The 21,127-nt window shown below is 73.5% G+C and carries 17 protein-coding genes; 12 read left to right on the plus strand and 5 right to left on the minus strand.

Annotated elements, in window-relative coordinates; all coding sequences use genetic code 11:
* The first annotated feature begins 52 nt into the window (after positions 1–52).
* A complete protein-coding gene (locus A3IG_RS31920) occupies positions 53–1,510 on the plus strand; it encodes a serine/threonine-protein kinase (protein WP_051087486.1) in 1,458 nt (485 codons plus the stop codon).
* 61 nt (positions 1,511–1,571) lie between these two features.
* Here the strand turns inward: A3IG_RS31920 and gltX are convergent, their stop codons facing one another.
* The 3 genes from gltX to A3IG_RS0113135 form a co-directional block, all read right to left on the minus strand.
* A complete protein-coding gene (gltX, locus tag A3IG_RS0113125) occupies positions 1,572–2,939 on the minus strand; it encodes a glutamate--tRNA ligase (protein ID WP_018384024.1) in 1,368 nt (455 codons plus the stop codon).
* Between the two features lie 120 nt (positions 2,940–3,059).
* On the minus strand, positions 3,060–4,103 hold the full coding sequence (locus A3IG_RS0113130) for a DMT family transporter (RefSeq protein ID WP_018384025.1): 1,044 nt from the start codon (positions 4,101–4,103) through the stop codon (positions 3,060–3,062).
* A gap of 73 nt (positions 4,104–4,176) precedes the next feature.
* The gene (locus A3IG_RS0113135) at positions 4,177–5,076 is read right to left on the minus strand and encodes a helix-turn-helix transcriptional regulator (protein ID WP_018384026.1); all 900 of its coding nucleotides are present in this window, start codon (positions 5,074–5,076) and stop codon (positions 4,177–4,179) included.
* A gap of 314 nt (positions 5,077–5,390) precedes the next feature.
* Between A3IG_RS0113135 and A3IG_RS0113140 the strand changes: the two genes are divergently transcribed.
* From A3IG_RS0113140 to A3IG_RS34240, 7 genes are all read left to right on the plus strand, one after another.
* On the plus strand, positions 5,391–6,662 hold the full coding sequence (locus A3IG_RS0113140; RefSeq protein WP_018384027.1) for an aspartate kinase: 1,272 nt from the start codon (positions 5,391–5,393) through the stop codon (positions 6,660–6,662).
* The gene (locus A3IG_RS0113145; RefSeq protein WP_018384028.1) at positions 6,659–7,717 is read left to right on the plus strand and encodes an aspartate-semialdehyde dehydrogenase; all 1,059 of its coding nucleotides are present in this window, start codon (positions 6,659–6,661) and stop codon (positions 7,715–7,717) included. Before A3IG_RS0113140 ends, A3IG_RS0113145 begins: the two co-directional genes overlap by 4 nt.
* Before the next feature lie 382 nt (positions 7,718–8,099).
* Complete coding sequence (locus tag A3IG_RS0113150) at positions 8,100–8,669, plus strand: SigE family RNA polymerase sigma factor (protein ID WP_026220225.1); 570 nt, start codon at positions 8,100–8,102, stop codon at positions 8,667–8,669.
* The gene (locus A3IG_RS33320) at positions 8,666–9,739 is read left to right on the plus strand and encodes a hypothetical protein (protein WP_018384030.1); all 1,074 of its coding nucleotides are present in this window, start codon (positions 8,666–8,668) and stop codon (positions 9,737–9,739) included. Before A3IG_RS0113150 ends, A3IG_RS33320 begins: the two co-directional genes overlap by 4 nt.
* 102 nt (positions 9,740–9,841) lie before the next feature.
* Entirely contained in the window at positions 9,842–10,702 is an 861-nt protein-coding gene (locus A3IG_RS0113160) for an SURF1 family protein (protein WP_018384031.1), read from the plus strand.
* 228 nt (positions 10,703–10,930) lie between these two features.
* Positions 10,931–12,154, plus strand: coding sequence for a glycoside hydrolase family 64 protein (locus A3IG_RS0113165; RefSeq protein ID WP_026220227.1), 1,224 nt, complete (start codon positions 10,931–10,933; stop codon positions 12,152–12,154).
* A 16-nt stretch (positions 12,155–12,170) separates the two neighbouring features.
* Entirely contained in the window at positions 12,171–12,311 is a 141-nt protein-coding gene (locus A3IG_RS34240; protein ID WP_018384033.1) for a hypothetical protein, read from the plus strand.
* A 58-nt stretch (positions 12,312–12,369) separates the two neighbouring features.
* Here the strand turns inward: A3IG_RS34240 and A3IG_RS0113175 are convergent, their stop codons facing one another.
* Positions 12,370–14,208 (minus strand): S9 family peptidase, encoded by a 1,839-nt coding sequence (locus tag A3IG_RS0113175; RefSeq protein WP_018384034.1) that lies wholly within the window; start codon positions 14,206–14,208, stop codon positions 12,370–12,372.
* A 137-nt stretch (positions 14,209–14,345) separates the two neighbouring features.
* Here A3IG_RS0113175 and A3IG_RS0113180 point away from each other — a divergent pair, with 137 nt between their 5' ends.
* Both A3IG_RS0113180 and A3IG_RS0113185 read left to right on the plus strand, forming a co-directional pair.
* Positions 14,346–15,137, plus strand: coding sequence for a 3-hydroxybutyrate dehydrogenase (locus tag A3IG_RS0113180; protein ID WP_018384035.1), 792 nt, complete (start codon positions 14,346–14,348; stop codon positions 15,135–15,137).
* 129 nt (positions 15,138–15,266) lie between these two features.
* Positions 15,267–17,093: a helix-turn-helix domain-containing protein gene (locus tag A3IG_RS0113185; RefSeq protein WP_018384036.1), complete on the plus strand. Its 1,827-nt coding sequence runs from the start codon at positions 15,267–15,269 to the stop codon at positions 17,091–17,093.
* A 28-nt stretch (positions 17,094–17,121) separates the two neighbouring features.
* Here the strand turns inward: A3IG_RS0113185 and A3IG_RS0113190 are convergent, their stop codons facing one another.
* On the minus strand, positions 17,122–18,507 hold the full coding sequence (locus tag A3IG_RS0113190) for an MFS transporter (RefSeq protein WP_026220228.1): 1,386 nt from the start codon (positions 18,505–18,507) through the stop codon (positions 17,122–17,124).
* A 276-nt stretch (positions 18,508–18,783) separates the two neighbouring features.
* Here A3IG_RS0113190 and A3IG_RS0113195 point away from each other — a divergent pair, with 276 nt between their 5' ends.
* Together A3IG_RS0113195 and A3IG_RS0113200 are read left to right on the plus strand one after the other, a co-directional pair.
* A complete protein-coding gene (locus tag A3IG_RS0113195) occupies positions 18,784–19,479 on the plus strand; it encodes a response regulator transcription factor (protein WP_018384038.1) in 696 nt (231 codons plus the stop codon).
* Positions 19,476–21,122, plus strand: coding sequence for a sensor histidine kinase (locus tag A3IG_RS0113200; RefSeq protein WP_018384039.1), 1,647 nt, complete (start codon positions 19,476–19,478; stop codon positions 21,120–21,122). Before A3IG_RS0113195 ends, A3IG_RS0113200 begins: the two co-directional genes overlap by 4 nt.
* The last annotated feature ends 5 nt before the right edge of the window (positions 21,123–21,127 follow it).

Below are 21,127 nucleotides of genomic sequence, written 5' to 3' on the forward strand. Positions count from 1 at the left end.
TCCCCGGACGTGCCATCCTGGTCAGCACGAGCGGAACGAACTCGGGGGAGACGTGCGGGAGTTGACGTCGGACGATCCGGTGACCATCGGTCCCTACCGGCTGACGGGCCGGCTCGGTGAGGGCGGCATGGGCCGCGTCTACCTGGGAGAGTCGCGAGGCGGGCGGCGGGTGGCGGTGAAGGTGGTGCGGCCCGAGGTCGCCGCCGACCCCGGGTTCCGCTCGCGTTTCCGGCGCGAGGTGGAGGCGGCGAAGACGGTGGGGGGCTTCTGGACGGCGCCGGTGGTGGACGCCGACCCGGACGCCACCGTGCCGTGGGTCGCCAGCGACTACCTGCCGGCGCCCGACCTGGCCACCCTGGTCAGTGAGCGCGGACCGCTGGACGAGTCCGCCGTGCTGGCCCTCGCCAGGGGGCTGGCCGAGGCGTTGGAGGCGATCCACCGCGCCGGTCTGGTCCACCGGGACCTCAAGCCGTCGAACGTCCTGGTCACCGGGGACGGACCACGGGTCATCGACTTCGGGATCTCCAAGGCGCTGGAGGGCGCGACGGCGCTCACCGGGACGGGTTCCGTCATCGGCACCCCCGGGTTCATGTCGCCCGAGCAGGCGTCGGGCGGGACGGTGGGGGCGGCGAGCGACATCTTCTCGCTGGGCGCCGTGCTGGCCTTCGCGGCCACCGGACGGGAGCCGTTCGGTGGGGGCAGCGCGCCGGCACTGCTCTACCGGGTGGTGCACGACTCCCCCCGTCTCGAGGGGGTGCCGCCGCGGCTGGTGCACGCGCTGGCGCGGTGTCTGGACAAGGCCCCCGAACGCCGCCCGACGGCGGGGGAACTGCTTGACCTCCTGGTGGGCGACGGGCAGCGGACGTCAACGGTCCGGATACGGGCCCAGGACTCCGTCCCGCCGACGACCCCCTCCACCCCCGCGTACTCGCCCACCGCCCCGGTGAGCAGCTCCGGGCAGCAGCCGCCCGCGTCCACGACGGACCCGGACCAGGCCCCGGGCGCGTCCGTCGAGGTGGACTGTGGCCGGCACAGAGGGGGCTGGAAGCGCGGCGTTCTCGGGGTGGCGGGCGTCCTCGCCGGCTTCGTGTTCCCCAGCGGCCTGGTCTTCGCCGTGGTCGGCGGCGTGCTCCTGCTCTGGGGCCTTGTCCTGCTGACGAGGCCGTTCCACAGCCGGGTCCTGGCATCCGCACAGGGGCTGGAGTACCGGTTCCGCAAGTCCGTGTGGAGCGGCACCTGGCAGCAACTCGACCAGAAGGTGACCCTGGAACCGATGTACCGGGGGAGCACCCGGGCCTGGCGGCTCACCGCCGTCGTCCCCCGCACCACCAAGGTTCCGTTCCGCTTCAACCACGTGGCCGGGGGGCAGCGGTTCGCGGCGCAGGTCCTGCGGTTCCGGACGGACACGGACGCGCGCCTGGAACTGACGCGACTGGACGCCGCGCTGCGCAGGCACGCCCCGGCGTCGTACCGCAGGGATCCGGCTCTGGAGGACCTGCTGGCCCGCTGAGCCGGGCCGGCCGCCCCCGGACCGCGTTCCGGTCAACGGCACCCGGTCCGGGGGCGGTGCGTCACTCCCCCGCCAGCCGCCCGAGGGCGTGGTCGAGGCGGGCCAGGGTGCGGTCGCGACCCAGCGTGGCCAGGGACTCGAACAGGGGCAGGCCCACGGTGCGGCCCATCACCGCCACCCGGACCGGCGCCTGGGCCTTGCCCAGCTTCAGGCCGTGCCCGGCGGCCACCGCCTCCATCGCGGCCTTGAGCGGCTCGGGCTCCCAGGCGGCGTCGGCCAGGGTCGCGCGGGCGTCGCCCAGCAGCTCGGCGGCGCCCGGCTTCATCGCCTTGTTCCACGACGGCTCGTCGTGCACCGGCTCGTCGAGGAACAGGAAGTCCACATAGCTGGTGATCTCCGAGAGCAGCGCCAGGCGGGTCTGTGCCAGCGGTGCCACCGCCTCGAAGACGCCCTGGTCGAAGGCGTCCGGGCGCCACGGGGCGTAGGGGGCGGCGAGCCACGGGGCGCAGGCGGTGACGAACGCCTCGGGTGACAGCGCCCGGATGTACTCGCCGTTGAACGCGGTGAGCTTCTTGACGTCGAAGAAGGCCGGGGAGGTGTTGACGTCCTCGATCCGGAACATCCGCTCCAGCTCGGGGTAGGGACGGACCTCCACGTCGTCACCCGGGCCCCAGCCGAGCAGCATCAGGTAGTTGGCCATGGCGTCGGGGAGGTAACCCTCGACGAGGTAGTCCTCGAGGGCCACCTTGTCGCGGCGCTTGGACAGCTTCTGCCGCTTCTCGTTGACGATCACCGGGAGGTGCGCCCACAGCGGTGGCCTGGCGCCGAGCGCCTCCCACATGAGCTGCTGCTTCGGTGTGTTCGACAGGTGCTCCTCGCCCCGGATCACATGGGTGATCCGCTGGTCGAGGTCATCGACCACGTTGGCGAGCAGGAACACCGGCGACCCGTCCCCGCGGGCGATCACGAAGTCCTCGATGGCGTTGTTGGGGAACGTGGGCGTGCCGCGGACCAGGTCGGTCACCACGGTCTCGCCCTGGTCCGGGGTGCGGAACCGCAGCGCCCGGCCCGGGGCGTACTCGAGGGCGCGGTCCCGGCAGAACCCGTCGTAGCCCAGGTGCTCCGAGCCGGTTCGTTCCTTGAGCGCCTCGCGGGTGCAGTCGCAGTAGTAGGCGTGCCCCTCGGCGAAAAGCCGTTCGGTGGCCTCGCGTTGCCGCTCGGCGTTCTGCGACTGGAAGTAAGGGCCCTCGAAGGTCGGGTCGGACTCGTTGATCCCGATCGCCGCCAGGGCGCTGATGATCCCGTCCACCCATTCGGGCTTGTTCCGCGCGGCGTCGGTGTCCTCGATCCGCAGGACGAACGTGCCTCCGGACTGTCGCGCCACCGCCCAGTTGTACAGGGCGGACCGGGCGCCACCGACGTGGAACATGCCGGTCGGAGACGGAGCGAAGCGAACGCGAACCGGGGTTGCAGACATGCTGCCAGCCTACCCACCCCCGGTTTCGCCCGCCGCGCTGGCGGGCGGGTGCGCGGGCCTGCTCAGTGGGGTTCAGGGACCCGCCTCGTCGGCCGCGCAGTCGGCCGTGGCGCGGTCGGCGGTGACGCCGCCGTCCCCGTCCCCGTTCCCCTCCCGGGCACCGGTCGGCCGGCTGGCCGGTGCCGGGGGCGGCGCGGTGACGCCACCGGTGCCCCTCCGGGACGCGGTGGCCAGCACCGACCCCACGAGGATCACCAGGAACGCGATCCCGGTGGTGGCGTCGAGCGGCTCGTCGAGGAGTATGACGCCGGCGGTGACCGCGACGACGGGGTTGACGTAGGTGAACACCGTGGCGCGGGACGGTCCGACCTCCCGGATGAGTTCGAAGAACACCAGGAACGCCAGGGCGGTGCAGACCACGCCGAGGGTGACGAGCGCCGCCAGCACCCGTGCGGAGGGCATCTCCTGCGGCCAGGTGGCGCTGGCCGCCGGGGCGTAGACCAGCGCCGCCAGGGTGAGGCAGGAGGCGGTCAGGGTCAGGTTGGGCACGTCGTTGAGCTTCCGCGCGGCGATCAGCGGAGCGGTCGCGTAGCCGAGCGCCACCAGCAGCACCTCGGTGATGGGCCAGCCGCTGCCGCCGCCGAGGTGCGGGCCGGCCAGCAGGGACACGCCCAGCAGGCCCAGGCCCAGACCGCACCAGCGGGCCGGGCCGATCCGCTCCCCGCCGGGGTCGCCGGCCGTGCCCGGCGCTCCGCCGCCGCGCCGGGCGTCGATCCGCGCGGCGACCCGGGACAGCGCCATGGCCAGGATCGGCACCGTCGCGATCAGCAGTCCGGTGAACGAGCTGGACAGTTCGCGTTCCGCGTCCGAGAGCAGCCACCAGGGGCCCAGGATCTCCAGTGCGGCGAAGACGAGCAGGGGCCGCCAGTGCCGGCGCACCGTTCCCATGCCCCCGGCCCTGACGGCGGCGGGCAGCAGCACCGCGGCGCCTATCGCGGTCCGGGTGAACACCAGCACCGGCACCGAGACGCCCTCGACAGCGACTTTGATCAGCAGGTAGGGGATGCCCCACACCAGGGACATCACGGCGAACAGGACCCAGCCTCGTGCACTCACCAACGACTCCATGTGCTACCGGACGGGTGACCGTACCGACTGCCGGACGGGTCACCGGGGGGACCCCCGCGGATCACCCGGGGTCAGCGTGCGCGGTGGCGCCCGAGACGTCTTGAACGCTGTTGCGCCCGCCGTCCACGCGGGTGCGGTACCGGGCGGTGCTCTCCCGGTAGGCGCCCGGCGTCACCCCCACCACCCGCCGGAACCACCGGGTCAGGTGGGCCTGGTCGGCGAAGCCCACCGCCGCCGCCACCTCGGCCGGCCGCGCTCCGGCCTCCAGCAGCCGCCGGGCGCGGGTGACCCGGTGCTGGGCCAGCCACGCGTACGGCGGCATGCCCACCCGTTCCCGGAAGGCGCGCAGCGTCTGGTAGCGGGAGAGCCCGAGGTCCTGGGCGATCTCGGCGAGGGTGGGCGGGTGGGTCATCCGGTCGGCGAGCTGGGCCATGACCCGCTCGGCGATTCGGTCCGTCCCGCGGACGGCGACGGACGGGCGTGCCGGCGCGGCGTGCCGCCTGACCAGGTGGCCCAGTAGCCAGGTCAGTCCGGACTCGGCCGCCAGCGGTTCCAGTCCGCTGGTCATCGCGGAGTGCAACGCGGTCAGGGCGGACGCCAACGCGGGGTCGTGGATCACCGGCTCGGGGAAGTGCGGCGTGCCGCCGGACGCCTCGAGCAGCAGGGCCCCGCGCGGGTACATGGCCCGGTAGGAGAACCCGGTGGCCAGGGCCGGCCCCCCGGTGTGCGCCTCGCCCGGCTCCAGCACGACCAGGGCGCCGGGACCGGTGCGGTACTGGGTGCGGCGGTACCGGATCACCTCCAGGCCGTCCTGGCAGACCCCCACCGCGAACTGCTCGTGGAGGTGCGGGGCGTAGTGCTGGCGCAGGATCCTGGCGTGCAGCAGGTCCAGGGGGTGCCCGTCGCCGTCGGTGAGACGGGTCCAGGCCACCTGGTCGGTGCGTGCGGCGGTGCTGGGCACCCGAATCGTCCCCCTTCCCACTTCTTTCGGGATTCTCCCTCATGGGCTCACCGGTGAGCCCGGGCGGGGCGTGGGATGCTGCTGGTTCGACGGGCCCGGTGCGGCACGAGTGGGCCTTGGTCGGGCGGGGAAGGCGCGCCCGCGGCGGGAGCGGCACCGGGTGCGGGTGGCTGGTGCACCGTTCTGTCTCAGTATGTGATATTTCGGGAGTCGGCGATGGCCGCTCGTTAGACTGAACCGACCGCACAGCCCCCGCGGGGGTCCGGGGGCTCGACGCGGCCCCTGGTAGACCAGCAAGTTTGCGAGGAGCGCACGTGGGCCTTGTCGTGCAGAAGTACGGCGGCTCCTCCGTCGCCGATGCCGATGGCATCAAGCGGGTTGCCAAGCGAATCGTCGATGCCAAGAAGACCGGTAACGAAGTGGTCGTCGTGGTGTCCGCGATGGGTGACACCACGGACGAGCTGATCGATCTCGCCGAACAGGTATCTCCGATGCCCACCGGTCGGGAGTTCGACATGCTGCTGACCGCAGGAGAGCGGATCTCCATGGCGCTGCTGGCCATGGCGATCAAAAACCTGGGCCACGAGGCGCTGTCCTTCACCGGGAGCCAGGCGGGCGTCATCACCGACTCGGTCCACAACAGGGCCCGGATCATCGACGTGACGCCCGGACGCATCCGGGACGCGCTCGACTCCGGGGCCGTGGCCATCGTCGCCGGCTTCCAGGGCGTGTCCCAGGAGAGCAAGGACATCACCACGCTGGGCAGGGGCGGCTCCGACACCACGGCGGTGGCCCTCGCCGCCGCGCTGCGGGCCGAGGTCTGCGAGATCTACACCGACGTGGACGGCGTGTTCACCGCCGACCCCCGGGTGGTGAAGAAGGCCCGGAAGATCGACCAGATCCCCTACGAGGACATGCTCGAGCTGGCGGCCAGCGGCTCCAAGGTGCTGCTGCACCGCTGTGTGGAGTACGCCCGCCGCTACGACATGCCCATCCATGTGAGGTCGTCGTTCTCCGGCCACACGGGCACCTGGGTGCGCAACAACCCCGAAGGAGCGGATTCCATGGAGCAGGCGATCATCTCGGGGGTCGCCCACGACACCTCAGAGGCCAAGATCACGGTGGTCGGGGTACCGGACAAGCCGGGGGAGGCCGCCAGGATCTTCCGGGCCATCGCCGACGCCGAGTTGAACATCGACATGGTGGTGCAGAACGTCTCCGCGGCGTCCACCGGTCTGACCGACATCTCCTTCACGCTCCCGAAGGCCGACGGGCACAAGGCGATCGAGGCGCTGCGCAGGGCGCAGGGCGGGATCGGCTTCGAGACGCTGCGCTTCGACGACCAGATCGGCAAGATCTCCCTGGTGGGCGCCGGGATGCGGAGCAACCCCGGGGTGACGGCGACCTTCTTCGAGGCGCTGTCCGCCGCCGGGGTCAACATCGAGCTGATCTCCACCTCGGAGATCCGCATCTCGGTGGTCACCCGGGAGGACGAGGTGAAGGACGCGGTGCGCGCCGTGCACACCGCCTTCGGGCTGGACAGCGAGTCCGACGAGGCCGTGGTGTACGGAGGGACAGGCCGATGAGCAGCACACGGAACAAGCCCACCCTGGCGGTGGTCGGTGCGACCGGCGCGGTCGGCACCGTCATGCTGGACCTGTTGTCCACCCGTGAGGACGTGTGGGGGGAGATCAGGCTGATCGCCTCGCCCCGGTCGGCCGGGCGCCGGCTGCGGGTGCGCGGTGAGGAGGTCGAGGTCGTCGCACTGGGCGAGGAGTGCTTCGAGGGCGTGGACGTCGCCGTGTTCGACGTGCCCGACGAACTCTCCGCGCAGTGGGCGCCGGTGGCCGCGGCCAAGGGCGCGGTGGCGGTGGACAACTCGGGCGCGTTCCGGCTCGACGACGACGTGCCGCTGGTGGTGCCCGAGGTGAACGCGCACGCGGCCCGGGTGCGTCCGCGCGGGATCATCGCCAACCCCAACTGCACCACCCTCTCCATGATCGTGGCGATGGGCGCGCTGCACGCCGAGTTCGGGCTCAGCGAGCTGATCGTCTCCTCCTACCAGGCGGTCTCCGGCGCCGGCCAGGCGGGCATCGACACCCTGCGGGACCAGATCTCCAAGGTGGCCGGGTCCACCCTGGGCACCCAACCGGGTGACGTGCGCCGGGCGGTGGGCGACTTCGGTCCGTTCCCGGCGCCGATGGCGCTGAACGTGGTCCCGTGGGCCGGCTCGTTGAAGGACGACGGCTGGTCGTCCGAGGAGCTGAAGGTCCGCAACGAGTCCCGCAAGATCCTGGGCCTGCCCAACCTGCGGGTCACCGCCACCTGCGTCCGGGTCCCGGTGATCACCACGCACTCGCTGACCGTGCACGCCCGCTTCGAGCGGGAGGTCACCGTGGCGCACGCGCAGGAGATCCTGCGGGACGCCCCCGGTGTGGTGCTGTACGACAACCCGGCGGCCGGGGAGTTCCCGACGCCGGCCGACGTGGTGGGCACCGACCCGACCTGGGTCGGCCGGGTGCGGCGTTCCATGGACGACCCGACCGCGCTGGAGCTGTTCGTCTGCGGGGACAACCTCCGCAAGGGAGCCGCCCTGAACACCGCGCAGATCGCCGAGCTCGTCGCGGCCGACCTGGGCTGAACCGTCCCGGCCGCGTCACCTCGACGACGTGCCTGAGTGGACCCCTGCCCCGGCGGCCGGCTTGAACCGAACGGCCTTCCGGGCGAAGAATGCGTCCTCGTGCCCTTCCCGCAACCGGGGAGGGCACGAGGACGTCTTTGTCCTTGGTCCGCCCCGGTGCGCGGCGCCGGTCGGCGGCGGGTGGTCGGCGGCACGGCGCGTCACACGGGGTGGCTGTCGCGAGACGGGAGTGGAACGTGCCGCTGAGAACGGGGTCGGGAGAGCACAACCTTCGCGGGGGGCGGCGTGTCCAACGAGTGTGGCAACCGAAGCACTGGCAAGGGAAAAGGCCGGTACCCGCGGCGCCCGACAGACGCCGGGGGCGCTGCGTGCCCCAAGCGGTCTGCCGGTGATCGCCTCCTGGTCCGCCGTGCGGCTCTCGGCTGACCGGGAGGAGCGGGACAGGGCCCCGGTGGTGGGAACCACAGTCGATCACCTGACGGAGACCTACCGTGCCCACTACCGATCGCTGCTGGGGCTCGCCGCCCTGCTGTTGGACGACACGGCATCCTGCGAGGACGTCGTCCAGGAGGCGTTCATCCGGGTGCACTCCGCCCGCAACCGGGTGCGGGACCCGGACAAGACGCTGGCCTACCTGCGCCAGACGGTGGTCAACCTCTCCCGCTCCGCGCTGCGCCGCCGCATCCTCGGGCTGCGGCTGCTGTCCAAGCCGATGCCCGACATGGCCAGCGCCGAGGAGGGCGCGTACGAGCAGTTGGAACGGGACCAGTTGGTCAAGGCGCTGCGTGGCCTGCAGCGCCGGCAGCGTGAGGTGTTGGTGTTGCGCTACTTCGCGGACATGACCGAGGCCCAGACGGCGGAGACACTGGGCATCTCGGTCGGATCGGTCAAGGCGTACGGCTCCCGCGGCATCGCGGCGCTGCGCGTCGCCATGGAGGCGCAGCAGGCATGACGTCAGACAACGAGTTCGGGCAGGGACCCGGGGAGGACTCCCCGGGCGGTCCCGGTCCCGGATCCGAGGCTCCCCGCGTCCCGGACTCCGAGGCCCGTCCCAGTCTGGAGTCCGAGGAGGAGGTCCTGCGGCGTCTGCTACAGGACTCCGTGCAGGACGTCAGGCCGTCGCCCGCCGCCCTGGACCACCTGCGCCGTGCCATCCCGGCCCGGCGGGCGCGGCGCCGGCAGGCCCTGGTGGGCGCGGTGGCGTCGGTGCTGCTCGTGGGGACCGCGGTGCCGGCGCTGGTGCACACCGCCGGCTCCTCCGACACCCCGTCCAACGCCGCCCGGGGCACCCACCCCACCATCGACCAGCAGGGCGACCAGGGCGATCCGGCGCGCAGGCGGACGCCGGCCCCGAAGGACCGTCCGTCCGACCGGGCCACCGGCCGGGGCGAGGGCCACTCGGACCCGGACCCGGGGCAGAGCCGGAAGCCGTCGCGGGAGGTGACGCCGGACCGGCCCCCGCCCCGCAACGACGACGATGGCGAGACCGTGTCGGCAGGGCCAGCGGCGTGCGCCGCCGACCAACTCGGCAACAGCACCGTCGAGGTGGGCGAGCCGGACGGCGAGGGCAAGCGCTACGGCACCTTCTGGGTGATGAACGTGTCGTCCGAGTCGTGCCTGCTCGACGCGCCCGGCACGGTCCAGGCCGTCGCCCAGGGGTCCGCGGACCCGGCCCGCGTGCTGACCAGCCCGCACAGCGAGGGAGGCCCCGCGGCCGGGCTGCCGCTGGTGTCGGACGAACAGATCGTCCTGGCCCCGGGCACCTCCTTCTCGGTGAGGTTCGGTTGGGTTCCGGAGTCGGGAACCACCGGTTGTCCGACGACGTCGGTACCTCCGGACGGTCAGGCGGCGGACGGCTCGGGCGAGGGGGAGGACCCGGGGGGCGACCCGCCGCCGGACCCGCCCGCCGGCAGCGTGGCGATCACCTACACACCCGCCGGCGGTGGGTCGAGCGCGACCGGCACGGTGAACGACGCCTGCGCCGGCACCGTCTACTACACGCCGCCCATCGCGGCGGCGTGACCGCACGGCCCGAGTGACCTCGGAGGGGGAGGAGAGCGGGGGCGGGGCCGACGGCACCCGCCCCCGCGGTACGCCGGCCGGCGCGGAGGCTACCGTGGAGTCGTGTACCGGTTCCTGATGACCCCGCGCTGGCTGGGCGGCACCCTCGTCGCCGTGCTCGCCATCGTGGTGTGCGTGCTCATGGGCACCTGGCAGCTCGGGCGGTTCGGGGACCGGGTGGAGACCCACCGGAGCACCCAGGACAGCGCCGCCAGGGCCGGCGACCGGGCGGTGCCGCTGACCGACCTGGTCGGCGACGGCGGCCCCGACGAGTTCGTGGCCCCGGAGGAGGCGGGTGAGCCGGTCACCGTCTCCGGCCGGTACGACGCCGACCACCAGCTCATCGTTCCTGAGCGCTCGCTGGACGGCGAGGAGGGCTACTACGTGCTCACCCCGCTGCGCACCGGCTCGGGCCCGGCGGTCCCCGTGGTGCGCGGGTGGCACGCCGGCCCGGCGCCGGCGACGGCTCCCGCCCCGCCGTCGGGCACGGTGGCCGTGCGGGGCGCCCTCCAGCAGCCGGAGAGCAACGAGTCCGCGGGCGTGCACACCGGTGGTGGCCTGCCCGCGGGCCAGGTGGGTGTGATCCGTGCCTCCGCGCTGGTGAACCTGTTGCCGTACCCGGTGTACGACGCCTGGATCACCCTCGACCGGGCCAGCGCCGGGCTGACCGCGGTTCCCCCGGCCAAGCCGCGCGGCGGTGGGCTGGACAAGAAGGCGTTCCAGAACCTCGGCTACACCTGGGAGTGGTTCGCCTTCGCCGGCTTCGTGGTGTTCATGTGGTTCCGCTTCGCCCGCCGGGAGGCGGAGGTCCAGCGCGACCTGGAACTGGGCCTGGTGACCTCGGCCGTCCCCGGTCAGGAGCCGCCCCGCGCCGCGGAGCCGGTGGGCTCGCCGACGGGGGACGTCCCGGCGCGCTCGGGCTGAGTCGGGCGGGGCCCGGCCGCCGCGGTCGTGCCGGTCGGCCGCCGGGGCCTTTCGTGCGGGGGACCGGTCTGTCATAGTTCTGGCATCGTCACGGCCCCGCTGTCGTCGCGAACCCCTTGTCCGGACAACGTTGTCAGAGTCGGGGAGGGGCAGGTACTGGCGTGCGCCGCGGAGTCGTCAGTGAATGTCATGCTCATGACGCGCGACCAACCAGTCCGGGAGACTTCCGTGATCTCACGCAGAGTGTTCCTCGCCGGTGCCGCCACCGCCGCGGGTGCCGCCAGCCTGCCGGTGTCGGCGAGCGCCGCCCCCACCAGTGCCGCCGCGCCGGCCACCTGCGAGCTCGCGCTGACCAACACGTCGCTGCCGGGCCAGGTCAACGCCTATGTCACCGGCCGCGAGCAGGGCACCGACCGCTGGGTGCTGCTGCGGGCCGACGGCAGCCTCTACCGGCCCGAGTCCCCGTCGCAGACGCAGACCCCGTTACCCGTGGACTGCGCCATCCCGCTGCGCGCCGCCGGCGCCGGCCCCGTGGTGCTGACCCTGCCCCAGATGTACGGAGCCCGGATCTACTTCGTCCGTGACGACCGGCTGGACTTCTACCTCAACCCCGGGCCGGCACTGGTCGAGCCGGCGTTCGCCAACCCCGCCGACCCGAACTACCACCGCGTCTGGTCGTTCTGCGAGTTCACCTTCAACCCCTTCCAGCTCTACGCCAACATCAGTTACGTGGACCTGGTCACCGCGCTGCCCATCGGCATGCGCCTGGACGGGGACGCCACCCACACCGTCGCCCCCCTGCCGGACGGTGCCACCGGCCGGATCGCCGACGAGCTCACCGCCCAGACCGCCCGGGACGGTCAACCGTGGGAGCGGCTGGTCATCCGCCGACCCAACGGCGAGGTACTGCGCGTGATCTCGCCGCAGAACCTGATGGCGCCCTACTTCGACCGCCCCGACCTGATGCCGTTCCGCGACCTGTGGAACGGCTACGTGGACCGGGCGTGGGAGAAGTACCGCACCACCGACCTGCGGATCGACCTCCAGGGGGGCCGAGGGGTGCGTGTCGGGCGGGTCGTCGGCGACACCCTCGTCTTCCAGGGCGGCCACAGCTTCGGCAAACCCAGCTCCAAGGACGTCTTCACCTGCAACCACGGCCCGTTCGCCAACAACCCGGCCGACCCCGACGACAAGAAGGCACTGCTGGCCCGGCTGGCCGCGGGCTTCAACCGCAGCCTGATGCTCACCCACCCCGACCAGCCGAACGGCGCCACGGCGACCGACTACTACCGCGACCCGGTCACCAACCACTACGCGCGCGCGGTCCACGTCCACTCGCCCATCGGCTACGCCTTCCCCTACGACGACGTGCGCCCGGACGGGCAGCCGGACGTGTCCGGGGCGGCCAACGACCCGAACCCGCGGCGGTACACGGTGAGCGTGGGGTCCTGAGCCCGGCCGGGCCCCAGTGCGGGGCGCCGCCGTCGCCGTTGACCTCACCACCCTCACCGACGGGCGCCTTGCCGCCGGCGAGCTCCTCGGCACCGTCGACGCGGAGACCATGGACAGGATCTCCGCCGCCCTGCGCGTCACCCTGGACCTCACCTGACGACCGGCCACCGCGGGTCAGCGGCGACGGCGCCCGGACCACCACTCAACCACCCGGACTAAGGACGCCGTCCGCCGTCCAGGTGCCGCCGGACGAAGTCCAGCTCCAGCCGCATCTGCTTGATCCGTTCCTCCACCACCAGCGACCCGTGTCCGGCGTCGTAGCGGTAGACCTCGTGCGGCGCCCCCAGCTCGTCGAGCCGCCGCAGGTAGTTCTCGACCTGCCGGATCGGGCAGCGCGGGTCGTTCATCCCGGCGCTGACGAACACCGGCGCGCGGACCCGGTCCACGTACGTCAACGGGGAGGACGCCGCGTACCGCTCCGGGACCTCGTCGGGGGAACCGCCGAACAGCGTGCGGTCGATCGCCTTCAGCGCCTCCATCTCGTCGTGGTACGCGGTGACGTAGTCGGCCACCGGAACCGCGGCGAGGCCCAGCGTCCAGTCGTCCGGCTGGGTGCCCAGGCCCAGCAGCGTCAGGTACCCGCCCCATGACCCGCCGGACAGCACCAGCCGCCGGGGGTCGGCGAGGCCGGAGGTGACGGCCCACTCGCGGACGGCGGCGACGTCCTCGAGCTCGATCAGCCCCACCCGCTCCCGCAGGGCGTCGGTCCACTCCCGGCCGTAGCCGGTGGAACCGCGGTAGTTGACCCGCACCACCGCGAACCCGTGGTCCAGCCAGGCGGCGGGGCCGGCGGCGAACGCGTCGCTGTCGTGCCACGCCGGACCGCCGTGCAGCTCGAACACGGTGGGGAAGGGCCCGTCCCCCTCCGGCCGCTGCACCAGCGCGTGGATCGGACCACCGGGACCCGTCACCCACACGTCCCGCACGGGCACCGACTCGGGCGCCCGCGGCCCCGGGGGCTCCAGCACCACGTTCCCGCTGGTGGAGCGCACCTGCGGCGGCCGGGCCGCCGACGACCAGAGGAACTCCACCTCCCCGTCCGGCCGTGCCGTCGCGCCCGACACCGAGCCGGGCGGGGTGTCCAGGGCGGTGAGCTTCCCGGTGGCGAGCTCGTACCGGAAGAGTTCGCTGCGCGCCCGGTAGGCGTGGACGACCAGCAGCGACCGGCCGTCGGGGTACCACTCGGCGACCACGTCCCCGGGCAGGTCGAACTCCAGCGGCTGCTCCTCGCCGGTGGCGGTGTCCCAGACCAGCGGCTCCCAACGGCCGTTGCGCTGGTGCCCGACGAGCAGCCGGCCGTCCCCGGCCACCGGCGCGAACCCCAGGCACTCCAGGCCGAGCGGCTCGGCCCCGCACCGGCTGTCGTCCAACTCCGCGACGGTGGCGCCGTCGAGGTCCACCACCCGCAGCGCCGCGTGCATGGCGTCCCCGTGCTCGGTGTGCTCGATCGCCACCAGGCGACCGTCGAGCGACAGGTCCCCGACCCCGGCCGACTCCCGGTGCCGGTAGATCTCCACCGGTTCCGCACCCGGCCGGACCACGTGCACCGTCGTCCCGTCCTCCTCGGTGGACCGCCCCACCACGGCGAGCCCGTCCCGGCCCAGCGCCAGGCCGGCCGGGTAGGACGGTGCGAGGCCGGGAGCCGCGGGCTGGTCCTCACCACCGCCGAAGGACTGCCGGACCCAGGTCCCGAACTCGTCCCCGTCGGTGTCCGAGAACCACCACACCCACGCGCCGTCCGGGGTCAGCGCCCCGTCGGTGGTGCCGTTGGGCCGGTCGGTGACCTGCCGCCGCTCGCCGGTGACCCGGTCCCAGGCGTAGATCTCGTACGTCCCCGTGACGTTCGACACGAACAGCGCCCGGTCCGGCGCGTCCCACGCCCACTCGGGCAGTCCCACTCTGGCCGCTCGGAACCTCTGCTCCCAGGCGGGGACGGCGGACGCGGGCGGCTGGGCAGGGAGGTTCTGCCCCCTGCGGATCTCGTCGTTGCTCACCCGTCCATCAAACCGGACGGGACGCGCGAGTCGTGCCCCGCTTCCACACCGACATGGTGCCGTGGCCCACTGCTGCCGGCCGGAATGTGGGGAGGCGACACATCGGACGGCGAACTGGCGCTGCTTAGCCTGCTGCCATGGATCACACCCGTGCCCGTCCCCTTCCGGACCTCGACCTCGCCGGTCGCACCGCCCTGGTCACCGGCGCCGCCGGTGGCATCGGCCGGGCCTGCGCGCTGCGCCTGGCCGGGGCCGGGGCCCGGGTCCTCGCCGTGGACGTGGACGCGAACGGGCTGGCCGCGCTGCGGGGCGAAGCCGAGGGGGTGGCCGGCGCCCTCGAACCGCGGGTGCTCGACCTCACCGACCTCGACGCCGCCGAGCGGCTCGCCGCCGGCACCGACGTCCTGGTCAACAACGCCGGGCTGCAACTCGTCCGCCCCATCGAGGAGTTCCCGCCCGAGGTCTTCACCGAGGTGCTCACGGTGATGCTCCAGGCACCGTTCCGGCTGCTGCGCGGCGCGCTGCCGCACATGTACCGCCGGGGCTGGGGCCGCGTCGTCAACATCTCCTCGGTGCACGGGCTGCGCGCCTCCGCCTACAAGTCGGCGTACGTCGCCGCCAAGCACGGTCTGGAGGGACTGTCCAAGACAGCGGCCCTCGAGGGCGCCGCGCACGGGGTCACCTCCAACTGCGTGTGTCCCGGGTACGTCAGGACCCCGCTGGTGGAGCGGCAGATCGCGGACCAGGCGCGGGCCCACGGCATCCCCGCGGAACGGGTCGTCTCCGACGTGCTGCTGGCCGACTCCGCGGTCAAGCGGCTGGTCGAGCCGGCCGAGGTCGCCGAGGCGGTGGCCTACCTGTGCAGCCCCCAGGCCTCCTTCGTCACCGGCACCTCACTGGTGATGGACGGCGGGTGGACGGCGCACTGACCGTCCGCGCCCCCACCGGACCGCTCGGCGTGGGGGCGGCGCCGACGGAGACAGGCGGTCCCCGCTCCGGGGCCGGTGACGGGCGGCGCACCGGCGGTACGGTACGGCCGCGCCGGGTAGTGCAGTGACATGTGGGGGCAGCTTCCAGAGGTACCGTTCCTCGAACTCCTCGCCCGTGGCGCCGCCGCGGGCGAGTACGAACAACCCGCGCTGCGGGCCCGCGCCGCCGGCGCCTGGCCGGACGAGCTGGCCGCGTTGGAACGCGCCCGGACGCTGGCGCTGCGCGTCCGGGCCGAACTCGAGGGCAGGCGGCGCCGCGAGGCGGAACTGTCGGCGCTGTTCCAGACCGCCCACGACCTCGCCGGGCTGCGCGACCTGGACGCCGTGCTGCGGGCGATCACGCAGCGGGCGCGGTCACTGCTCGGCACCGAGGTCGCCTACCTCACCCTGAACGACCCGGCGGCCGGCGACACCTACATGCGGGTCACCGTGGGCTCGGTCTCCGCCCGCTTCCAACAGTTGCGGCTGCGGATGGGCGAGGGGCTCGGTGGACTCGTCGCGCAGACCGCCCGGCCCTACGTCACCGACGACTACTTCCAGGACGGCCGCTTCCACCACACGGGCACCATCGACACCGCCGTGCGCGAGGAGGGCCTGGTGGCGATCCTGGGTGTGCCGCTGACCCTCGGCAACCAGGTGATCGGTGTCCTGTTCGCCGCGGACCGGCGGGAACGCGTCTTCGAACGGGAGCAGATCGCGCTCCTCGCCTCGTTCGCCGCGCACGCCGCGGTCGCCATCGACAGCGCGAACCTCCTCGCCGAGACCCGCGCGGCGCTCGCCGAACTGGCGGCTGCCAAGGAGGCCATCGAGCGTGCCTCCGAGGTCCACGACCGGCTCACCGGCCTGGCGCTGCGCGGCGGCGGGGTGCCGGACGTCGCGGACGCGCTGGCCGAGGTGCTCAGGGGCCGGGTGGAGTTCGTCGAGGCGGCCCAGGTGCCGGTGCGCGCCGAGGGTCACGCCGTCCGGCACGGCGAGCGTTGGATCGCGCCGGTGGCCGCGGGCGGGCAGGTGCTGGGCGCCCTGATCCTGCACGGACACCCCCGGCTCGACCCGGTGGACCAGCGCACCCTGGAGCGGGCCGCCACGGTCACCTCGCTGCTTCTGTTGGCGCGCCGCTCCGCGGAGGAGGCCGAACGGCGGGTGCGCGGCGAGCTGATGGACGACCTGCTCGACGCCCCGGACCGGGAGCCACGGCTGTTGCGCGAGCGCGCGGCCCGACTCGGCGCCGACCTCGACGGGGACCACGTGGTGCTGGCCGCCCGGGCCTCCCGGGCGGAGGCGGCCGGGCGCGGGCGGTTGATCGCCGCCGCCAGCCACCTCGCGGCGACCCGGCACGGCCTGGCCGCCTCCCGCGGCGCGGGCACCGTGCTGCTCCTGCCGCTGCCGCCGGGTGAGACCGCCTCGAGCACCGCGGAGCACGTCGCCCGGCACCTGGGCACCGCGGTGCACGCCCCGGTCACGGTGGGCGCGTCCGCCGTCGTGGGGGACCCGGCGGAGCACCCCGGCGCGGTCGCCGCGGCCCACGCGGAGGCGCTGCGCTGTCTCGACGCGCTGCGCGCCCTGGGCCGCGACGGCCAGGGCGCGGCAGCCGAGGACTTCGGCTTCCTCGGGCTGCTGCTCGCCGAGGGTCGGGACGTGGAGGGCTTCGTGGACCGCACCATCGGCGCGGTCGCCGCGTACGACACGCGCCGGGGGACCGAGCTGCTGCGCACCCTCGACGCCTACTTCGCCGCCGGGATGAGCCCGGCGCGGACCAAGGACCTGCTGCACGTCCATGTCAACACCGTCGCCCAGCGCCTGGAGCGGGTCGGGCGGCTGCTGGGCGCCGACTGGCAGGAGCCGTCGCGGGCGCTGGAGATCCAGCTCGCCCTGCGGCTGCGACGGTTGTCCGGGTGACGGCGGGAGCTGCGTCGCGGGCCGGCCCTCACGGACTCCGCGCGGGCACCGGCTCCGGTGTCTCCGGGTCGCCGGCGGCCCCCACCCCGGCCAGGTCGCGGTCCCGGGTCTCCCGCGCGACACCGACCGCGAGCAGGGTGAGGGCCACCGCGGCGAGCAGGTACAGGGAGATCGGCGTGGAACTGTCGTGGTCGGCCAGGAGCGCCGTCGCGATCAGCGGGGCCGGCGCGCCCGCGGCCACCGAGGCGAACTGGGCACCGATGGACGCGCCCGAGTAGCGCATCCGGGTCGCGAACATCTCGGAGAAGAACGCGGCCTGCGGCGCGTACATCGCACCGTGGAAGACGAGACCCACGGTGACCGCGAGGACCAGCGCGCCGAAGTCCCCGGTGTCCACCAGCGCGAAGAACGGGAAGGCCCACGCCCCGATGCCGGCCGCGCCCAGCAGGTAGACGGGGCGCCGTCCGAGCCGGTCGGACAGCGCGCCCCACAGCGGGATCACGGCGAAGTGCACCGCGGAGCCGATGAGGACGGCGTTGAGCGCGGTCTGCTTCGACAGGTCCACGTGGTCCACGGCGTAGACGAGGACGAAGGCGGTGATCACGTAGTACGAGATGTTCTCCGCCATCCGGGCGCCCATCGCGACCAGCACGTCCCGCCAGTGGTGCCTGAGCACCGCGACCAGTGGCATCCGTTCCACCGCGTCCTGCTCCTCGCGCGCCCGGGCCTGTTCCATCGCGGCCTTGAAGACCGGGGACTCGTCCACCGACAGCCGGACCCACAGGCCGACCAGCACCAGCACGCCGGACAGCAGGAACGGCACCCGCCAGCCCCACGACTCGAACGCGTCGTCGCTGAGCAGCGCGGTGAGCGCGGACAGGGCGCCGGTGGCCAGCAACTGCCCCGCGGGGGCGCCGGTCTGCGGCCAGGACGCCCAGAAGCCGCGGTGCCGGGCGTCCCCGTGCTCGGAGACCAGCAGCACCGCCCCGCCCCACTCGCCACCGACGGCGAACCCCTGCACCAGACGGAGCGCGGTGAGCAGCACGGGCGCGGCGGAGCCGACGGTGGCGTGGGTGGGCAGCAGGCCGATGGCGAAGGTGGCGGCGCCCATCAGCAGCAGGCTCAGCACCAACAGCCGTTTGCGGCCGAGCCGGTCACCGTAGTGCCCGAAGACCAGGGCGCCGATCGGCCTCGCGGCGAACCCGACCGAGTAGGTGAGGAACGACAGCAGCGTCCCGACGAGCGGGTCGGAGTCCGGGAAGAACAACTCGTTGAAGACGAGCGCGGCGGCGGCGCCGTAGAGGAAGAAGTCGTACCACTCGATGGTGGTCCCGATCAGGCTCGCGGCGACCACCCGACGGAGCGAGCCCGGGTCGGGCGGTGTCACGGAAGGAGAGGAGGCCGAGGCAGCCATGGGTCACCGCTTCCAGGACGGGGACGGGGAGGGAATGCCGATCTCGCCACACCGTAGGAACGCGACCGGGATTCACCCATGTGGTCGGGCCCCACACTCTGAGCGCGACCTGTGCGCTGACACACCATGTGCCGGGCGCCGCGGCCCGGTGTGCGGAGGGGCTCCGGGACGCCGGCCGCCCGCTCGGCCCCGGCGGGGGCCCCCGCCCCCGGCCGCCCGACCAGGCTCCTTCCGGGCGGACGCCAGTACTTTGGACTCCCCGCGGAAGGAGTTTCGTTGAGCGCTCGCATACTGGTCGCCGAGGATGACGTGAAACAGGCGCGGCTGATACGGATCTACCTCGAGCGTGAGGGCAACGAGGTCCAGGTCGTCGCCGACGGCCGCTCGGCGATCGACCGCGCCAGGTCCTCCCGTCCCGACCTCGTGGTGCTCGACGTGATGATGCCGAACGTCGACGGCCTCGACGTGTGCCGCGTCCTGCGCGCCGAGTCCCAGGTGCCGATCCTGCTGCTCACCGCGCGCACCACCGAGGAGGACATGCTGCTCGGCCTCGACCTCGGGGCCGACGACTACATGACCAAGCCGTACAGCCCCCGGGAGCTCACCGCCCGGGTCAGGGCGCTGCTGCGCCGGGCGCGGGCGCTCGCACGCACGGAACCCACCGTGCTGACGGTCCACGACCTGCGGATCGACACCGCCCGCTACGAGGTGCGGGTGGCCGGGGAGCCGGTCGCGCTGACCGGCAAGGAGTTCGCCATCCTCACCGTGCTCGCGGGGGAGCCGGGGCGGGTGTTCACCAGGGCCCAGATCATCGACCGGGTCTTCGGGTTCGACCAGAACGTCCTGGAGCGCACCGTGGACGCCCATGTGATGAACCTCCGACGGAAGCTGGAACGGGGCCGCCCGCGGTACGTGGAGACCGTCTACGGGCGGGGATACCGGCTCGCGCCCCCGAGCGGCGCGGACCGGTGAGCTTCCGGCTGCGGGCCCTCGGCCTGCTGATGCTCGTCGCGATGGCCGCCACGGCTGCGACCGCCTGGCTGACTCTGCGTCAGGCCAACCGCCAGGTCAGGGACTCGGTCACCGCGGGGCGACAGGACATCGCCAGGATCACCGACGAGCTGTACGCGTACGGGTTCGCGCACGGCACCTGGGACGGGGTCTCGTCCACGGTCGGCCGACTGTCCCGGGACACCGGCCAGCGCGTCCGGGTCACCACCGAGAACGACGTGCTGCTCGCCGACTCCGACGCCCTGGCGGGCCGCGAACCCCGCCCGGTGACCCGCCAGCCCCCGGTCCTGGTCGATCCCCGGCCCAGACTGCGGCTGCCCGAGAACGCGGTGCCGTTGGCGTCCGTGAAGCTGACGGGCACCGCGATCCTCCAGTACCGGGCGGCGACGGCCCAGGCCGCCTGCCTGACCCGGGCGGGGGTCGAGGTGACGGCCACCCCGAACACGTTCGGCGTACCCGACGTCCACGCCGACCGGGTGCCGGCGCGGTGCCGGGAGGAACCCGAGTGGAACCAGCCGGAGGCGAACACGGACGCCGAGGCGGTCTCCCGGTGCATGTCGGCGCCGGAGCTGTTGCCGTGCCTCCGGCGGACCTTCACCGAGCGGATCGGCCCCGCCGCACCACCCCGGCTCCAGGTCCGCATCGGGGTCAGGGACGAGTCCCCACCCACCCTCACCGCGGCACCCACGGTGGCCGTCGCGGTCGGCGTCGCCCTCGCGGCCATCCTCGGCGCGCTGCTGTTGAGCAGGGCGGTGCTGCGGCCGGTCCGGGCGCTGACCGTGGCCTCAAGGGACCTGGCCGAGGGGGACCTGGGCCGGCGGGTCAACGTCTCGGGCCGGGACGAGATCGCCGAACTCGGACGGTCCTTCAACCGGATGGCCGGCGCCCTCCAGGCCGCCGAGGAGAGCCAGCGCCGCCTCACCGGCGACATCGCCCACGAGTTGCGGACCCCCCTGGCCAACCTGCGCGGCTACCTGGAGGCGCTGCGCGACGGCGTGGTCGAACCGACTCCGGAGCTGCTGGACTCCCTCCACGAGGAGGCGGTGCTCCAGCAACGGATCGTGGACGACCTGCAGGACCTGGCGCTCGCCGAGGCCGGCGCGCTCACCTACCACCGTGCCGACGTGGACCTGCGGGACCTGCTGGAGACCTGCCGCACCGCCCACCAGGCCAAGGCGAGGGACGCCGGTGTCACCCTCGCGGTGGAGGCGCCGGCGCCGGTGCACGTGGTCGCCGACGCGGACCGGCTGCGCCAGGTGCTCGGCAACCTGGTCGGGAACGCGCTGCGGGCCACCGCGCCCGGCGACACCGTGACCCTGGCCCTGGAGGGCCACGGCGACCGGGCGACGGTCCGGGTCACGGACACCGGCAGGGGGATCCCCGGGGAGGACCTGCCGCACCTGTTCGACCGGTTCTGGCGGGCGGACCCGGCCCGGGGCCGCGCCACCGGCGGCAGCGGCCTCGGCCTCTCCATCGCCCGGCAGATCGTCACCGACCACCGGGGAACGATCGACGTGGCGAGCACGGTGGGCGCCGGCACCACCTTCACGGTCGCCCTCCCCACCGGACGCGCCGACCGGCCGGCCCCGGACGACGCCCGCTGAGCCGA

The organism is Wenjunlia vitaminophila DSM 41686 (genome assembly GCF_000380165.1).
Taxonomy (GTDB): domain Bacteria; phylum Actinomycetota; class Actinomycetes; order Streptomycetales; family Streptomycetaceae; genus Wenjunlia; species Wenjunlia vitaminophila.